Origin of the sequence: Sorangium sp. So ce375, assembly GCF_051473855.1 — a bacterium.
GTDB lineage: Bacteria > Myxococcota_A > Polyangia > Polyangiales > Polyangiaceae > Sorangium.
Genome location: NZ_CP150335.1, coordinates 11642924 through 11660959, shown reverse-complemented (window position 1 = coordinate 11660959; position 18036 = coordinate 11642924). Strand labels below are relative to the sequence as shown.

General features: G+C 69.5%; 1 protein-coding gene and 1 pseudogene. Both read right to left on the bottom strand.

Going from position 1 to position 18036, the window contains the following annotated elements; all coding sequences use genetic code 11:
• Positions 1 to 241: 241 nt before the first annotated feature.
• Positions 242 to 9997 (bottom strand): annotated as a pseudogene (locus WME90_RS43450) (SDR family NAD(P)-dependent oxidoreductase); the annotation flags it as partial.
• An 8-nt stretch (positions 9998 to 10005) separates the two neighbouring features.
• Positions 10006 to 18033, bottom strand: coding sequence for an SDR family NAD(P)-dependent oxidoreductase (locus tag WME90_RS43445; RefSeq protein WP_437277978.1), 8028 nt, complete (start codon positions 18031 to 18033; stop codon positions 10006 to 10008).
• Positions 18034 to 18036: the final 3 nt, after the last annotated feature.

Sequence of the window (18036 nt, the reverse complement as noted above, 5' to 3'; positions counted from 1 at the left end):
CTTGCGCCGAGAGGTGGCGCCGCATCCTGCTGATCATCGAACCGGGTGCTTTTTTGGCCGTGTTAGCCGCGGGCGCCGCGGCGGAGGCCGTCTTGACGAAGGCCACCTGGCTCGCCGGACCCGACATCAGCGTCTCCAGCGCCTCCATCGCCTCGGCAGGCTCGATCGAGCCGATGCCCGCCTGCGCCATGCGCTCGCGATAGGCCTTCGACGCCACGACCCCCACGCTCCCCCAGTAGCCCCAGTTGATCACCTTCACGGCGCAGGGCCACTCGCCGGCGAGCGCCTGCGCGAAGGCGTCCTTGAAGACGCAGCCAGCAACGTAGTTGCTCTGCCCCGGGCCTCGGGTGAACGAGTTGAGCGACGAGAAGAACAGCGCGAAGTCGAGCGGCTCCCCCTGGAAGGCCTGCGCCATGCGCACGGTGACATCCACCTTCGCGGACAGGCTCGCGCGGAACCGGCCCTCATCCATGTTGGCGAGGCTCTGGTCCAGGAGCACGATGGCGGAGTGGACCACGCCGTGGATCTGCCCGAAGCGCTGCTTGATCTCCCGGCACGCCCACCGCATCCGCTCCAGGTCCGCTGCGTCGGCTGACAGGTAGACGGGGGCCGGGCCGTGGGCCGAGAGCTTGTCGATTTTCGCCTGGATGGCGGCGTCCTGAGGGCGCCGGCCGATCCAGACGATCTGCGCCTGATACCGGCGGATCATGGTCTCGCTCCAGACCTCGCCGATCCCGCCCGCGCCGCCGATGACGACGTAGACTCCCCCGCGCCTGTACACCGGCTTGCCGGCTGGCGCGGCCTCCATCGGCGCCAATTTGGGCTCGTACCAGCGTCCATCCCGGTACACCCGCGCGTTCCCCTGGGGATCGGCCGGGAGGGTGAACAGCTCGGCCAGGGGCCACTCGCCCCCGCGCGGCATGTCGAGGACGCGGACCCTCCAGCCCGGGTACTCCTTCGCCATGGATCCGATCAGCCCGTGAAGCCCGGCGTGTGTGGGATCGACGGGATCGTGAGCGCCGACGCTCTGCGCCTGCGTGGTGATCACGGTCCAGCCCAGCGCGCGGCTGCCGAAGCCCAGGCCCAGCAGCGCCTTCACGAACCGGAAGCAGAGGAGCACCCCGCCGTTGTGCTCCTCGATCAGGGCGTCCGCGAGGAGCGCCGAGCCGGAAGGCTCCGGAGCGATCCAGAGGACGTGGTCGATGGAGCCCTGCGCCTGCAGCTTCGCCGTGATGTCGTCGATGGAGTCTCCCGGCGCGAGCTCGACGTCCTGCGCCTCGGGGAAGACTCGCTTCACGCGGAGCCGTTGCTCCGTCGTCCCGCCCACGACCGCGAGGCGGTCGGTCGGCGCCGGCTGCACGGCGCCCACGCGAACCGCGCTCGGGTTCCATTGCGGGACCAGCATGGCCAGGGAGGGATCCTTGTGCGGCCGGGTCCCTTCCAGGGCCCTCGACGACAGGCCCTTCATGCGGACACAGACGGTTCCGCCGTCATCCAGCAGATCGATGTCGATCTTCGCGACCGGCGCGTCCGCGCGGCTGCCCTCGCTGAACCGGATATGGGCCCACATCGTGGGCGACACGTTCTTGTAGACATCGAGCTGATCCAGGGCAAACGGGAGCATGGCCTTGCCCTCGCCATTGCCCTTGCCGGCCGCCAGGCCGATGGAGGCCTGGAGCGCGGCGTCGAGCAGGCTGGGGTGCAGGACGAACTCGGGCAAGGTCTCGGCGACCGAGGCAGGGAGGACGAGCCTCGCCAGCACCTCGTTCGCGCCGAGGTGAATCGCCTCGATCGCTCGGTGGGCCGGGCCGTACTGGATGCCGAGCGACTCGAAGGCTTCGTAGCACTGCGCTGCCGACATCTGCCCGCTGCACGCGGCCCGCAGCGCTGCCAGCTCGACGGCGGGCGCGCCCTGCACCGGTCGGAACACGGCGATACCCTGGCTGTTGACGCTCGCGCCGTCCTGGGAGACCCGGACGACGATATCGCCGTTCTTCCTCTTCTCCAGGCCGATCTGCACGTCGACGGGCGCTTCCCCCACGACGATCGGCCTGGCCCAGACGATGTTGCACAGCCGGAGGGCCTTGCGCTCCTTCATCGAGCCGGCCGCCGCATGGACAGCGGCCCGCGCCATCTCCAGGTACGCCACGCCCGGCAAGACTCCATCACCTTTGATCCGGTGATCGGTCAGGAAGAACTCTCGTCCCGAGAACGTGGTGGAGAAGCGGATCCCGTCCAGATCCGTCGTGTTCTGGTGCACGAGGGGATGAAGGATCGCGACGGCCGGCGCGGCGGTGGCCGCCGCGGCGGGCGCCTGCACGGACAGTGTGGGGACCCAGTAGCGCTTGCGCGCGAACGGATACGTCGGCAGCGCCACACGCCGGGGTTTGTGCGCGCCGTACAGCTGGCTCCAGTCGACGGCGAGCCCCTTCGTCCACAGGGCGAGCAGCTCGCCGTTGCGGAACGACCTCTCCACGTCTCGATTCGCGGTCAGCTGCGCCAGCTGGTCCCTGTCGCGCTTGGCAGCCCCGCGGAACAGGCCCGCCACGCCCTCGTCGCCGGCGAGGTACTGCTCCAGCTTGTGCTGGAGCTCTTGGACCGACGCCGCCGTCAGCCCGAGGCGCTCATCCATCGCGTCGCGGCCCGTCTGGAGCGTGTACGCGACCCCGGCGAGCTCCGCGTCGGTGAGCCGGCCGTCGCGGGCCGCGTCCACGAACCGCCGCACGAGCTCCCTCAGCTGCTCCTTGTTCCTCGCGGAGAGGACGATCCAGGCGGGGTGCTCCGCGTCGATCGCGTGCTCAGGGGCTCGCGGCTCCGCCCGGTACTCCTCGATGACCACGTGGGCATTCGAGCCGCCGGCCCCGAACGACGAGATGCCTGCCAGCCGCGGAAACTCTCGGGCTGCGCCGTCGACCGAGAGGACCGGGCGCTTCCACTCGGAGAGCCCTCGCTGGACATAGAACGGCGTCTGGGTGAAGTCGATGTTGGGGTTCAACGTCTCCGAATGGAGCGAGGGCGCCAGCTGCCCGTGCTTCATCTGCAGCAGGACCTTGGTGATCCCCGCGATGCCGGCCGCGCTCTCGCAGTGGCCGATGTTCGACTTGACCGAGCCGATCGCGCAGAACTGCTTGTCCTGCGTCATCGGCAGGAACGCCTTGGAGAGCCCCGTGATCTCGATCGGGTCTCCCAGGGACGTGCCGGTCCCGTGCGCCTCGATGTAGCTGACGGCGCGCGGGTTCAGGCCCGCGCCGTCGTAGGCGCGCTGGATCACGGTCCTCTGCGCGTTCGGATTCGGGACGGTGTAGCCGTTCGTCTTGCCTCCGTGGTTTATCGCGGTGGCCTTGATGACGCCGAGGATCTGGTCTCCATCCGCGATCGCCCTGTCCAGCGGCTTCAGCAGGACCGCGCCGGCGCCCTCGCCCGGCACGTACCCGTCGCCGCCCACCCCGAAGCTCTCGCAGCGCCCCTTGCTCGAGGCGAACTTTCCCTGTCCGAGCAGCAGGTATTTGTTCGGGTGAACCGACACGTTGACGCCGCCCGCGATCGCCATCTCGCACTCGCCGCGCAAGAGGCTCTGGCACGCCAGGTGGATCGCGGTCAGCGAGGACGAGCACATCGTGTCGACCGCCATGCTCGGGCCGTGGAAGTCGAAGAAGTACGAGACGCGGTTCGCCACCGACGACGGGTTGCCGGACGTGGCGAACGGCTCGCCGAGCAGCTGCGCCTGCGCCCCGTAGAGCTGGTATTCCTCGTACATCACCCCGACGAACACACCGACGTTCCGGGTGAGCCCGGCCCGCTGTCGCGCGGTGAAGGTGTCGCGGGAGTAGCCCGCTCCCTCCAGCGTCTCGAAGGCCACCTCCAGGAACAGGCGCTCCTGCGGGTCCATCATCTCCGCTTCGCGCGGGGAGATGTTGAAGAAGAGCGGGTCGAAGAGGTCCACCCCGTCGAGGAAGCCGCCCCACTTCGCGTACGTCTTTCCGAGCTTGTCCTTGTCGGGGTCGAAGTACTTGCTGTGATCCCAGCGCTCCCGCGGGATCTCGGTGATGCAGTCCCTGCCTTCGCAGAGGTTCTTCCAGAACTGCGCCACATCGGACGCCTGCGGGTAGCGCCCGGCGACGCCGACGATCGCGATGTCGAGCGCGCCGCCCTGCCGCTCCACGGCAGGGTCTGCGGCGTGAGGAGCCACCGCCGCGACGTGGTGATGCCCCGAGACGCCGTTCGCCAGCGCAGGAGGAGCCACCGCCGCGAAGTGCTGGTGCCCCGAGATGCCGTTCACCTTGGCAGGAGGAGCCACGTCCGCGAAGCGCTGACGCCCCGAGATGCCGTTCGCCAGCGCGGGGGCGGCGCGCGGCGCCGCAGCGGCCGGCGCCTGCACGGACGCCGGCGCGGGCTCGCTCTTCGCTTCGTCCCCGCCGAGCAGCGCGACCAGCTTGGCCCGGTGCGCTGCCACGAAATAGCCGGTGAGCGCCTCGATGGTCTGGTACTCGAAGAACAGTGTCTTGGAGAGCGAGCCGAACTCCCGCTCCAGGACGTTCGTCAGCTCCATGATCATGACCGAATCGATGCCGTACGCCTCCATCGGCGCGTCGGCGTCGATGCGGTCTGCCGAGGTCTGGATGACGGACGAGAGCAGCTCCTTGAGATAGCGGACAGCCTTCTCGTGGAGCAGCGCCTCGCCGCCTGCTGGCCGAGCCTTCCCCGCCGCCGCCGCCGGCCTCGCCTCGGCCGCGGGCCGCTCCGCCGCGGCCGGCGTGGTCGGCGTGGCCCCGGGCACGCGCAGCGCCCTCCGATCGCCCTCCAGGGCCATGATCTGATCGTGGCCCGACGCGAGCCCTTGGTGCAGCGCGCGCAGGCCCGAGCTCGTCTCCATGGGCACGAGGCCCGTGGTCTCCATCATCCGCCTCTCCGTCTCCGGATCGACGCGCATGCCGCCCTCTCTCCAGAGCGGCCAGTTGATGGAGAGCGTGCGGCCGTGACGAGCTCCGCGCCGAACGAGGCCGTTGCGGTGCGCCGCGAACGAGTCCATGAAGGCGTTGCCCATCGCATAGTCGGCCTGCCCCATGTTCCCCACCGCGCCCGCGACGGACGAGCACAGGAGGAAGTAGTCGAGGCGCATTCCCTGCGTCGCCCGGTCCAGGTGGAGGGTTCCGGCCACCTTGGCGGCCAGCACCTCCCGGAGCTCCTGCGTCGTCTTCTTGAGGATGAAGCTGTCCCGCTTCACGCCGGCGCAATGGATCACGCCGTTCAGCGAGCCGTGCTCCGCCTGCACCTCCTCCAGCAGCGCGTCGACCGCGCGCGCGTCGGCGACGTCCACCTGGCGATAGACGGCCCTGGCGCCGGCCCCTTCGAGCTCCGCGAGCCGCGCCCGCCTCTCCTCGTCGAGCGGAGACCGCCCGGTGAGGATCACGGTCGGCTCGGAGGCTCGCGCGGCGATCTCCTTCGCGAAGATCAACCCCAGCCCGCCGGCGCCGCCCGTGATCAGGTACACGCCCCGGTCGCGGTGGAAGAGGCCCGAAGCGTCTTCTCCCGGCGTCACCTCGTGCCACTCGCGGATCGACCGTTTCCCGTCTCGAACCTGGATCAGGCGCTCTCCCGGCACACCGCTGTTCGCGGTCACCGCGTCGATCAAGCCTTGAGGCTCCGAAGCCGCATCGAGGAGGATGACCTGCCCCTTCACCCGCGGGTTCTCGCGCTCCGCCGTCTGGAGCAGCCCGCTCAGCCCGGTGAGGAGGAGATCCGACACGACGACCTGCACCAGCACGTCGCCCGAGGGCTTGCCCCGGAGGATGTCCTGGATCAGCGTGAATGCCTGAGCGGCGTACGCCTCGAAGTCGAGGCCGTCCGCCTGCAGCGCCAGGCACTCGACGCCCGGCAGGCTCGCTTGCACGCGTCCTGCAACGGACCCTGCAACGGACGGCTCCCAGCCGCAGAGGAGCACGAGGTGCTTCGCGATCTCCGCCCTCGTCCCCGCCGGCGCAGCGGCGCGCTCGGTCCAGCGCGGGGCCAGCAGCGCCAGACCAACGCCCTTCTGGATCTCCCCTTCGAGCACCCGGAAGGACAGGCCCCGGATCCGCGCGCAGATCGCCCCCTCTGCGTCGCAGAGGTCGATATCGAGCTTCTGCACCTTGTCACCGGGCTGGGCTCCCGCGCTCGGCCGGAGATACGCCCACATCGAGGGCGTGCACGCCGAGAAGATCTCCACCTGCTCCAGGGCGAACGGCAGCGACGGCCTCGAGGAGGTCTCGGCCTTCATCAACACCACGGCGGCCTGGAAGGCGGAGTCGAGCAGGCTCGGGTGCAGGACATACCGGTCTTGCGTGTGCGCCACCGAAGGCGGCAGCGAAAGCCTCGCCAGCACCTGGCCCGCGCCGACGAGGACCTCCTCGATGCCTCGATGCGCCGGTCCGTACTCGATGCCCGCCGAGCGGTACGCCCCGTAGCACTCGTCGGCGGTGAACCTGCCCTGCGCGCACGCCGCCCGCAGAGACGACAGGTCCAGCGTCTGACGGCCCGGCACCGGGACCAGCTCGGCGCGGCCCTGGCAGTGGACGGCGCGCTCGCCCTCCTTGCTGTACACCTCGAACGCAAGCTCGCCGCCCTTCTCGCTCTGTTGCGGAGCGAGGGCGATGTGCACAGAGGCCGGCCGGTCCTTCACCGCGATCGGGCGGACCCAGACCACGTCCTTCAGGCGCACCCCTGCCTGCCCCTGCCCTTCGAGGCCAGCCGACTGCTCGACGGCCGCGCGGGCCATCTCCAGAGAGGCCACCCCCGGGAGCACCCTGCTGCCCGCCACGACGTGATCGGCGAGGAAGGGCTCGGCGCCCGAGAACACGGACGAGAAGCGCTGCTCGCTCAGGTCGGACGTGTTCCTGTGCAGCAGCGGGTGCAACACCGTCGCTGCAGCCTGCGCGATCCGCGCCTTCGCCTGGATCTGCGTCACCCAGTGGCGGTCGCGGGCGAAGGGGTACGTCGGCAGGGAGATGCGGCGCGGCGTGCCCGCGGTGTAGAGCTTGCTCCAGTCGAAGCCGAGCCCCTTGACCCAGAGCTCGAGGATCTTCGCGTGCTTGTGCTTCGCGGCCCACACATCGAGGAGCGCCTGCACGTCCTCATCCCCCGAGAACACGGACAGGACGTCCCGTCGCTCCTTCACGGAGCCGCGGTGGAGATCGGCCCTCTCCTTGCCATCCAGGAAGTCCTGCAGCCGCTCGCGCACCTCGGCCATCGATCGGGCGATGAAGCCGAGGCGCACGTCCATCGCCTCTCGCCCGACCTGAAGTGTGTACGCCACCTCCGCGAGCTGGGCGTCCGTCGGCCGCTCCTGATCGATCCACCCGACGAGCCGCTGCGCCACCGCCTGAAGGCGGTCCGGGCTCTTCGCGGACAGCACGACGATCGCCGGTTGAACCGGCGCCGGAGGGCGCACCGCGGGCACGTACTCTTCGATGACGAGGTGAGCATTGGCGCCGCTCCCGCCGAACGACGACACGCCCGCGCGGCGCGGCTGCTCCTGGCCATCAACGACCGGACGCGCCCACGCGACGAGCTCCTGATTGACCACGAACGGCGTCGACGCGAAGTCGATGTTCGGATTCAGCTCCGCCGAGTGCAGCGAGGGCACGATCTTGCCGTGCTTCATCTGCAGCAGCACCTTCGTCACGCCGGCGACCCCCGCGGCCGACTCGCAGTGCCCGATGTTCGACTTCGCCGATCCGATGCGGCAGGCTTGCTTCGGCGCGCCGTCGCCGAAGGCGCTCGCCAGCCCGGCGATCTCGATCGGATCGCCGAGCTTCGTCCCCGTGCCGTGCGCCTCCACGTACGTGATCGTGCGCGGGTCGACCTTCGCCTCCTCCAGCGCCTGGGCGATGACGGCGCCCTGCGCCCGAGGGCTCGGCACGGTGTAGCCGCTCGCCTTGCCGCCGTGGTTGACGGCCACGCCCTTGATCACCCCGTAGATGTGGTCGCCGTCCCGCTCCGCGTCCTCCAGGCGCTTCAGGTACAGGACGCCGACGCCCTCTCCGGGGATGTAGCCGTCGCCGCCGACGCCGAAGCTCTTGCACTGACCCTCGGAGGAAATGAAATGCCCCTGGCTCAGCGCAAGGTACTTGTTGGGGTGAATGGTGAGGTTGACGCCTCCCGCGAGCGCCGAGTCGATGCGGCCTCCCCGCAGGAGCTGGCAGGCGAGGTAGATGGCGGTCAGCGAGCTGGAGCACATCGTGTCCACGGCCAGGCTCGGACCGTGGAAGTTGCAGAAATAGGAGACGCGCGACGTGATCGAGCTGATGCCGCCCGGCAGGCCGAAGCGCTCTCCCCGCACGGAGGACTCCGCCGCGAACAGGGGATACTCCTGGAACATCGCGCCCGCGAACACGCCGACTTGACCGGGCAGATAGCGACCGCCGCGCTTCTGCAGATCCTCCCGCACGTACCCGGCGTCCTCGAGCGCGGCCCAGCAATGCTCCAGGAAGAGGCGCTCCTGCGGGTCCATCGCGTCCGCTTCGCGCGGAGCGATGTTGAAGAACATCGGGTCGAACTTGTCGTGATCCTCGATGAAGCCGCCCCACTTGCTGAAGATGTGCCCCGGCTTTGTGCGGTCGTCCGAGTGATACTCCCGCCAGTCCCAGCGGTCCTTCGGAACCTCCGTGATGCAGTCGAGGCCCGCCTCGAGGTTCTTCCAGAACGCGTGCAGATCGTACGACCTCGGATAGCGACCCGACATCCCGACGACGGCGATGTCGATGCCGCTCGAGGCGGCCAGCCGGACGGCGGGCGCGACCGGCGCGACCGGCGCAGCAGCGGCGACCGGCACGACCGGCACGACCGGCGCAACGGCGGCGACCGGCGGCGGGGCGGCCACGGCGACGGGCTCCACCGCCCTTCGCGGCTCCCGCTCCAGCATGTCCCGCAGGAAGCCCATCAGGTCCCGGAGGCTGTTCGTCTCGAACAGCAGGGTCGGGTTCAGGGACAGCGAGAGCGCGTTCTCCAGGTCCCTGACGACCATCAGGAGCTGCGCCGACTCCAGCCCTAGCTCGAAGAACACGGTATCGAGCTCGAGGTCGCCCGGCGGCCGCCTGAGGTGCTTGGCGAAGACGTTCCTCAGCACCGCTTCCAGATCGGGAGCCTCGCGGCCAGCGCCTCGGATCTCCACCCGCTCGGGCTGCGGCGGGGCCTCCACCCGCGCGGGCTGCGGCGGGGCGTCTTCCCGCTTCGACGCCATGAGCCCTTGCTCTCGCACCCGCTTCGTCGTCAGCCCCTTCAGCTCGGCGATCTGCCTGCCTTCCAGGTCGAAGAAGGCGAGGTCGAGCGTGTGCAGATCCCCCCGCTTGCTCATGGTGGCCGAGGCCAGGCACTCGGTCTGCAGCGGCTCCGAGGCGTAGAAGGCCTCGTAGAACAGCGGCAGGAACAGGTCGTCCCCGTCCGGCGACTCGCCTCCGAGCGTGGCGGCCGCCATCGCCGCGCCGTCGAGAAGCGTCGGATGGAAGAGCAGCTGCTTCGCTCCTTCGCGATACGCCTCGTCCACGCGCAGCTCGAAGAGCGGCTCGGCAGGAGTGACGTGGATCGTCCCCTGCGCCTTGATGATCCCTCGGTGAACCAAGCCGTGGTCCCGAGCCCCCGCGTACACCTCGTCGAGATCACGGGAGCGCACCGCGGCCTGCTTCAACGCCCGCGCATCGATCCGCCGGTCGAGAGGGAGAGGCGCCTCGTGCAGCTCGGCGGTGACGTAAAGGGTGTCGGGCTGGCGGCCCCGGACGGTGATGCTCCAGGCGCCGGCCTCCTTCTTGAAGGCGATCTCGAGCTCGGCGGGCGCCGTGAGGAGCCTGTAGATCACCACCCGCTTCAGGGTGCAGGCGCGATACGAGACGCCGATCGCGCTCTGCGCCAGCTGAACCAGCAGATCGATGTAGGCGAGCCCCGGCAGGATGGGCGTCCCCTGCACCACGTGATCCTTGATGACCGGGTGATCCGACCGAATGCTGAGCCGCGCGACTTTCTCCATGGCCGAGCTCATGAGGCCACCTCCACCGCTCCCCAGAAGATCTGGGTCGCCGGGGCTGGCTCCGGCGCTCGTTTTTCAGGTCGCTCGGCTCGCGAGGGGAAGCGCCTCCTCGCCAGGCTGGGCGCAGACTTCGGGAAGTACCGCTGCTCGTAGGCCCCTCCGGCCACGAACTCCTCGATCACAACGTGGCAGTTCGTCCCTCCGTCAGGGAACGAGCTCTGTGCGGCCACGCGCACCGTGCCGGGAGCCACCTTCCACGCGATGGCCTCTCGGTTGAAGCGGATACGGGACGACGCGAAGTCGTAGTGTTCGAACGGATCCTTCGCCGACAGGAACGGCGGTATCTGCTTGTAGTGCACGCTGAGCACGCAGCGGATGAACCCGGCGAGCCCCGATGCCAGGAGCAGGTGCCCGACGTTCGGCTTGATCGAGCCGACCGCGCAGGCCGGCAGCGCCGTGTTGCCGAGCTGGTACACGTCGGAAAGCGCCTTGATCTCGATCGAGTCGAGCAGGGGCGAGCCGCCGCCGTTGACCTCGATGTACCCGATCTCCGGGGCCTGCTTGCCGGCCAGGTCCAGCGCCTCCTGGAGCACCTGCCTCTGGGCCTCGATGTTCGGCGAGCCGGGCCCGAGCGTGCGGCCGTCGTTGTTGGACGCGACGGCCTTGAGGACGCCGTAGATCTGGTTGCCGTCGCGGATCGCGTCGCCGAGCCGCTTCAGGACGACGATCCCGGCTCCCTCGCCGAGGACCTCGCCGCCCGAGCGTTTGTCGAACAGCTCGAACCTTCCGTCTTTGCTCAGGATGTCGCGAGCGTCGAAGAGGTCGTGTGAGAAGGGCGTGAGCGTCAGCGAGACCGCGCCGACAAGCGCCATCTCGATGCGCCCCGCCTTCAGCGCATCCACGGCGAAGGACATGCCCGTCAGCGCGGACGAGCAGGCGGTGTCCACCACGAGGCTCGGCCCTCTCAGGTTGAGGAAGCGGGAGATGTTCGAGGCCAGGTAGTTCGGAGAGATGGCCAGCACCGGGTTCGGCGCGTCGAGCACCGCCTGCAGCTCCGCCTGGTTCTGCGGGCGCGCGCCGATGTACACGCCCACCTTGGCGGCGGACAGCTCCTTGTGGTCGTACCCCGCGTCATAGACCGCCTTCAGGCTCTCCTCGAGGATGACGCGCGCCTGCGGATCCATCACGGCCGCGTCGGCCTCGTTCATCCGGAAGAAGCCCGGATCGAACATCTCGTGATCGTCGAGCCAGCCGCCGTAGTCGACGCGGCCGTGCCTGGGCGCCCAGCGCCCGGAGACCGGCCCGATCGCGGATCGGCCGTCCACGAGGAGCGCCCAGAACGCCTCCTTTGTCGGAGCCTCCGGGAGGCGGCAGGAGATCCCGACGATCGCGATGTCGTCCGAGCCGGTCGCAGCCTGGCGCGCCGGGGCCGCGGCGGCCTGGCGCTCCGGCGCCGCCGGGGGTTCGGGGGCGGAGCGGGGCTCGTCCTCGCGGAGCCCCCGAGCATGGACCGACGCGCTGGAGGCGAGCCCCGCCTGCGCCGGGGAGCTCACCTGGCGGACCAGCCCCTCGTGGTGCTCCGCAAAGTAGTTTGTGAGCGCCGTGAGGGAGCCGTGCTCGAGGAGGAGGGCCGGGGCGAGCTTCTTCTCGACCCTCGTCTGCAGGACCTTGACGAGCTGCGCGAGGATGATCGAGTCGACGCCGTACTCGTCGAACGGTTTGTCGTCCTGCATCTGCGATTCGGTCAGCTTCAGCTCCGACATGAACACGTCGCGCAGCCAGGAGCGGATGGCTTCGCGGCCCTCCGCTTGCGCGGCCGCTCGGACCGCCGGCTTTCCGCTCTCCCGGGCGGGGCTCGCCGGCTTCGCTTGCAGGAGCGCCTCGGCCGAGAACGCGCTCGGCCTCCGCACGCACGGGAAGCTGACGGCGTGCTCGCTCGCCATCGCGGCGTCCAGGAGCCTGAGCCCCTCCGCCGTGCCGACCGCGGCGAGCCCGCTCTTCGCAAAGGCCGGGGTGCTTCCCTCTCCTGCCGCCATGCCGGTCTCGCCCCACGCGGGCCATTGCAGCGACTTGAAGCAGGCGCGCCCCTGGCCGGCCTGGTGGGCGGCGAAAGCATCCATGAAGGCGTTCGCCATCGCGTAGTCGCTCTGACCGGTCGCCAGCGTCGGTGACAGGCTCGAGACGGAGGAGAACAGGAGGAAGAACGACAGCGGCTCTCCCCGCAGCGCCTCGGCGAGCGTGGCCAGCCCTCTGATCTTCGGCTCGCAAACGGCCTGGATCTCCGAGACCTCCTTCTGGAAGAAGACCGGATTGCTCCCCATGACCCCGGCGCAGTGGAAGACGCCGCGAATGGGGCCCGCATGCCGGTGAATCTCCTTCACCATCTCCTGCAAGGCCCCCGCGTCCGTGAGCGGCGTGGCGTAGTAGCGAACGTCGACCCCCTGCTCGATCAGGCGCTGCAGCCGCGCGAGCTTCTCGTGCTGCTCCGCGCCGTCCGGGCGGGCGACGAGCCCCCGCCACTCCGGAGCGGGCGGCAGCACCTCTCGACCCATCAAGATCAGGTGGCGGCAGCCCTGCGCCACGACGTGCTCCGCGACGGCCGCCCCGATCCCGCGTGTGCCCCCGGTGATCAGAATGACGTCGTCCTGCGTGTAGCGACGCGGCGCGGCCCGGCGGATATCCTCGTTCGTCCGCTTCAGCGAGAGCTCCGGCACGTGCCGCCGCCCGGTCCGGTAGCAGACCTCGGAGGGCCCTGCCGGATCGGCGTTGAAGAGCTCGGAGACGATCTGCTCGACGAGGACCTCGCGCTGGCCGAGCGGCGCGTCGCTGTCCACGGAGAGGGAGCGGACTTGCCGGTACTCGGCGCCGAGCATCCGGTACAGGCCGGCGAGGCGCGCGCCCTGCATCGTGGGCGCCTGCGTCTGGCAGTCCTTCAGGTTGTGGGTCACCTGAAGCAGGGTGAACCCGGCCGCCCTGTCGTTCTCGATCAGCCGTTTCAGGAGCGCGACCTTCCCCGCCTCCAGGTCCAGCGAGCGCTCGTATTCGGCGTCGACCGCGGTCAGATCGATGACTCCCAGGAAGGTCCGGCCGGAGAGCCCTCTTTTCACGCGATCATGGAGCGCCGCGCCCGCCTCCGCGGAGTAGAAATCCGTGTCGCCATGAACGGCGTGGAACGCCTCCACCCCATCCATGCGCTCAATCAAGGCAGCGGCCAGCGATGCGGTGGCCGGCGTCTGCAGCACGAGCAGCACGCCGGAGGACGGACGGGCCGCGGCCCCAGCCGGTTGCGGCTTCCATTCCTTCGCGAAGATGGCCGCCTCGGGCTCGGCCGCGACCGCCGGCGCCTTCTCCGCCTTCTCCGCCCCACCCTGCGGGACCCAGTAGCGCTCTTCCGCGAAGGGGTACGTCGGCAGGCTGATCCTGCGAGGCCTGTGCTCTGGATAGAGCTCGTACCAATCCACGGCCTCTCCGTCCGCCCAGCGCCTCGCGAGCCGGGCCGCGTCCGGTCCACGGGCGGGGGCGGCCTGCGCGCTGCCCTTCTCCTCGCTCGTGAAGCAGTCGCGGATGTCCTTCTCGCCGTTCACGAACGCCGACAGCTTCTGCAGCAGCTCTTCCCGGGTGCGAACGAGGAAGGCGACACGGTGCTCGAACGGCTGGCGCCCCACCTGAGCCGTGTACGAAAGCTCGGCCAGATCGACCTGCCGCTCGCCGAGGAAGCGATGGAGCTTGCGCGCATAGGCCGTCAGGCGCTCCCGGGTGCGGGCACTCAGCGGGACGACCACGGCGGAGACGACCGCGGGCCCCGAGGCGCGAGCCGCCCTCGGGATGTACTCCTCGATCACGACATGCGCGTTGCTGCCGCTGGCCCCGAAGGAGCTCAGACCCGCTCGCCTCGGGTAGACGACCGGCTCCCCGTCCTCCACGACCACGGGCCGCTTCCACTCCTGGAGTCGATCGACCACATAGAAAGCGGTGCTCTCGAACGGGATGAAGGGGTTGCGCGGCGTCCCGTGGAGCGACGGGAAGAGCTGCCCGCGCTGGAGCTGGAGCAGGACCTTTGTCAGGCCGGCGATCCCCGCCGCACCCTCCAGGTGGCCGATGTTCGACTTGGCCGAGCCGACCGCGCAGAACTGCGTGCGGTCCGTCGATCGGCGGAACACCCGGTTCAGGCCCTGGATCTCGATCGGGTCCCCCAGCGACGTGCCGGTGCCGTGCGCCTCGACATACGACAGGGTCGCCGCGTCGACCCCCGCGTTCCTGAGCGCGTGCGCGATGACCTCGCCCTGGGCGACAGGATCGGGGACGGTGAGCCCCGAGGTCTTGCCGACGTGGTTCAGCGCCGAGCCCTTGATGATGCCGTAGATGGGGTAGCCCTGCCGCTCCGCCTCCTCCACCGTGGTCAAGAGCACGGCCCCGACGCCCTCGCCCGGCACATACCCGTCTCCCCCCTCGCCGAAGCTGCGGCACTTCCCGTCGGACGACAGGAAGCCGGCGCGGGTGAGGAACATGTACTTGTGCGGATGGGTGACGACGTTGACCCCGCCCGCCAGCGCATACTCGCACTCGCCCCTTCGGATGCTCTCGCAGGCCAGGTGGAGCGACGTGAGCGAGGAGGAGCACATCGAGTCCACCGCCATCGACGGGCCGTGGAGGTTCAAGCAATAGGAGACCGTGTTCGCGATGGCCGCGGGCGTCACGCCGAACGACATCGGCGAGCCGCCCTGCGTCCGGTCTGCGGCGAGCAGCTCGTAGTGGCTCCAGAACACGCCCGTGAACACACCCACGCTTTTCCGCGCGGACATCGGGTAGTGGTGCTCCGACCGGTCCAGGTAGAACCCGGCGTCCTCGCACGCCTCCCAGGCCGCCTGCAGGAACAAACGCGCCTGCGGATCCATCACCTCCGCGTGGCGAGGCGGAATGTTGAAGAAGAGCGGATCGAAGCAGTCGATCTTGTCGATGAACCCGCCGGACTTGTAGAGCTGCTCCACGTCGTACGGGAGCGGGTGATCCTTCCAGCGCTCCTTCGGAATGCTGGACGTGCAGTCCCTGCCGTCCCGCAGGTTCTCGTAGAGCTCGTCGATGGATCCGGCCATCGGATAGCGACCCGACACCCCGACGACCGCGATGTCCTTCGGCCCGCTGGCGAGCAGGCTCGCCCGCTCGTCCTGCGCGGCGCGATCGGCGCGAGCGGCTAACAACGCGCCCATGCGCTCCTCGACCTGCTGCTCGTCGCCATAGACGACGAGCGTCCGCCCCTCGTCCCGCTGGACGATCTCGTCCAGGGCCCGCAGCCCCTCCCCGGCGGGCAGCACCTTCATGCCGGAGGCCTTCTGCATCATCCGCTCGAGCTCGCGGTCGATCTGCATGCCGCCCTCGCGCCAGAGCGGCCAGCCGATGGAAATGCTCTTTCCGAAGCGCGCGCCCTCGCGGACCAGCCGCCGGCGCTGCTCGATGAAGCAATCCATGAACGCGTTGGCGGTCGCGTAATCGCACTGCCCCAGGTTGCCGAACGCGGCGGAGAGCGACGAGAAGGTCACGAAGAAGTCGAGCGGCTCGTCGCGCAGGACCGTGTCCAGGTGCTCCAGGCCTCGGACCTTCGGGCGGAAGACGTCGAGGATCTCGGAAGGGTCCTTCTGGACGATGACCTGATCCTTGAGCAACCCCGCCAGGTGCAGGACCCCGTTCACCGGCCCCATCCGCTCGTGAACGGCCTGCACCGCGCGCTGGAGCTCGCCCTCGTCGCCGAGATCCGCTCGGACGTGGAAGACCTCTCCCCCCAGGCGCCGGAGGGCGTCGAGCCTCGATGGCTCCGCTTGCGAACGGCCGAGCAGGGCCACTCGGGCCCTGGCTCGACGGAGCAGGTGCTCCGCCAGCAGGTACCCGAGACCACCCAGACCGCCGGCGATCAGGTACACCCCGCCATCGCGGTAGGCGGGCGCGGCCGGCACGCCGGCCGGCGCGCTCCTGCGCCACTTCAGCACCCGCCGCTCCAGCCGGGCTCCCACGTACTGGATCTCGGAGCACCCCGGTTCGCGCGACGAGCACTCGCGCTCGAGCAAACGAACGATCTCCGCGGGATCGCGCTCGACGCCCTCGATGCCGATCACCTGGCCGTGGACGCTCGGGTTCTCCTTGTGAGCCGTCTTCAGCAAGGCTCCTAACGCATAGGCGTAGCGGCCTTCTTCACCGGAGCCTGCGACGATCTGCACGAGCAGCTCGGCGCCCGAGCGCTCCTTGAGCTGCGCCTGCACCCGCCGGAACAGCTGCTGAAAGGACTCCTCGAAGCGAGCGGCCACGCTCGGTCCACCCGAGGAGAGCCGGATCACCTCGGAGCCGCGGAGCGCCTCTCGAATGCCCGCCTCATGGGCCGCGGCCGAGCCGTGCAGCACCACAAGGCGATGGTCCGGTCGCCTCGCCGTTCGACCCGCGTCGAGGGGCGGCGAGTCCACCCACACCGGCTGGAACGTCATCAGCTGGCCGGCCGACTCCACGGACGCGACCGGCCCCCGCGCCTCGGCCGCCGGAGCCTGCGCTCTGCCCTGGAAGGCAGCCGCGTGCTTCTCCACAAGGTAGTCCGCAAGCCGCTCGACCGTCGCGTACTCGAAAAGGAGCGTTGGATACAGCGCATCGCCGACCCGTTGTTCCAGCACCCCGACGAGGTTCAGCAGCTGGGCGGAATCCAGCCCCAGGTCGTAGAACCCGATCCGACCGTCGACGGCCTCCGGCTCTCTCCCCAGCTCACGGGCGATCTGTTCCTGCAGGTAGCGGACGATGGCCTGCCTGGCATCCGGGACGTCCGGTGTCTCCGAAGGGGCTGCCTTGTCGCCGCGAGCGAAGGCGTGGGGATGGTGCTCGAGCAGATACCCGGTCAGCCGGCGAATCGTCGCGTACTCGAACAGCAGCGTCGGATACAGCTCGGCGCCCAGCTCCTGCTCCAGCCACTTGACGAGGCTCAGCAGCTGCGTCGAATCCAGGCCGAGCTCGTAGAAGCCCGTCTGAGGGTCGATCTCCGCCGGGCTCCGGCCCAGCATGCCCGCGATCTTCGCCTGCATGGCGGCGCCGATCGCGTGCTCCGAGGGCTGTGCAGCGCGCTCGGGAGGCGGCGCCGCGCGCTCCGAGGGCGGCGCCGGAGGCGCGCCGCGCGCGGACGAGGCCAGCCGCGTGATCAGCGTCGACTCCCGCACGCGCTTGACGGTCAGCTTCTGGAACTCGACGAGCACCTCGCCTTGCTCGTCGCAGATCGCCAGGTCGGTCGCGAAGAAGTCGTCGTGTCCCGCCCCGTGCTCGTCCGGACGGCGCAGCCGGGTCGCGTAGGTGTAGACCGTCTGCGGGAGCGGGCGATAGATGCAGAACCGATGGATAAGGAACGGGATGAACGGCGTGCCCTGCCCGCTCCCTCCGCGCAGATCCCCGCTCAACAGGAACGACGAGCCCGAGAGCGTGGACGCATCCAGCAAGGCCGGATGAGCGTGGAAGTTGCTGCGGTACTTCTCCGCCAGGGCGCTCAGGCGGATCACCATCAGCTCTTCCTGGCCGCGCTGGTAGACCGTGCCCAGCGTCTTCATGAACTCGAAGTGCTCGATCCGGCCTTCCCTCGCCAAACGGTAGAACTCGTCCAGGTCCCAGCTCCTGTCCGCCTCGCGGACGAGCGCCTGGACATCGACCTTGCGGCCGGGGGCGCCCGAGGCTCGCAGCGCGAGCACGCACTCCAGGACCTCGTTCTTCTTCGCCTCGACCGGCGCCCCGCCCTTCACCTTCTGGCTGGCGATGGTCACCGACCACTTCGCTCCCCGGGGGGCGAACGTGACATAGACGCTCTGGTCGAAGTCCTCCGACGTGGAGATCGGCTGCTTGAACAGCACGTTCTCCAGCGCGATCTCCCGCGTGCCCAGGTACACCCCGGCCAGCCGGTAGATCATGTCCAGCAGGGCCACGCCCGGCAGGATGCGCACGCCGTGGACCAGGTGATCGCGAACGATGAAGTTCGCGTTCTTGATCGCCTGGATGAATGTCTTGGCTTCCCGACCGTTCTGCACGTG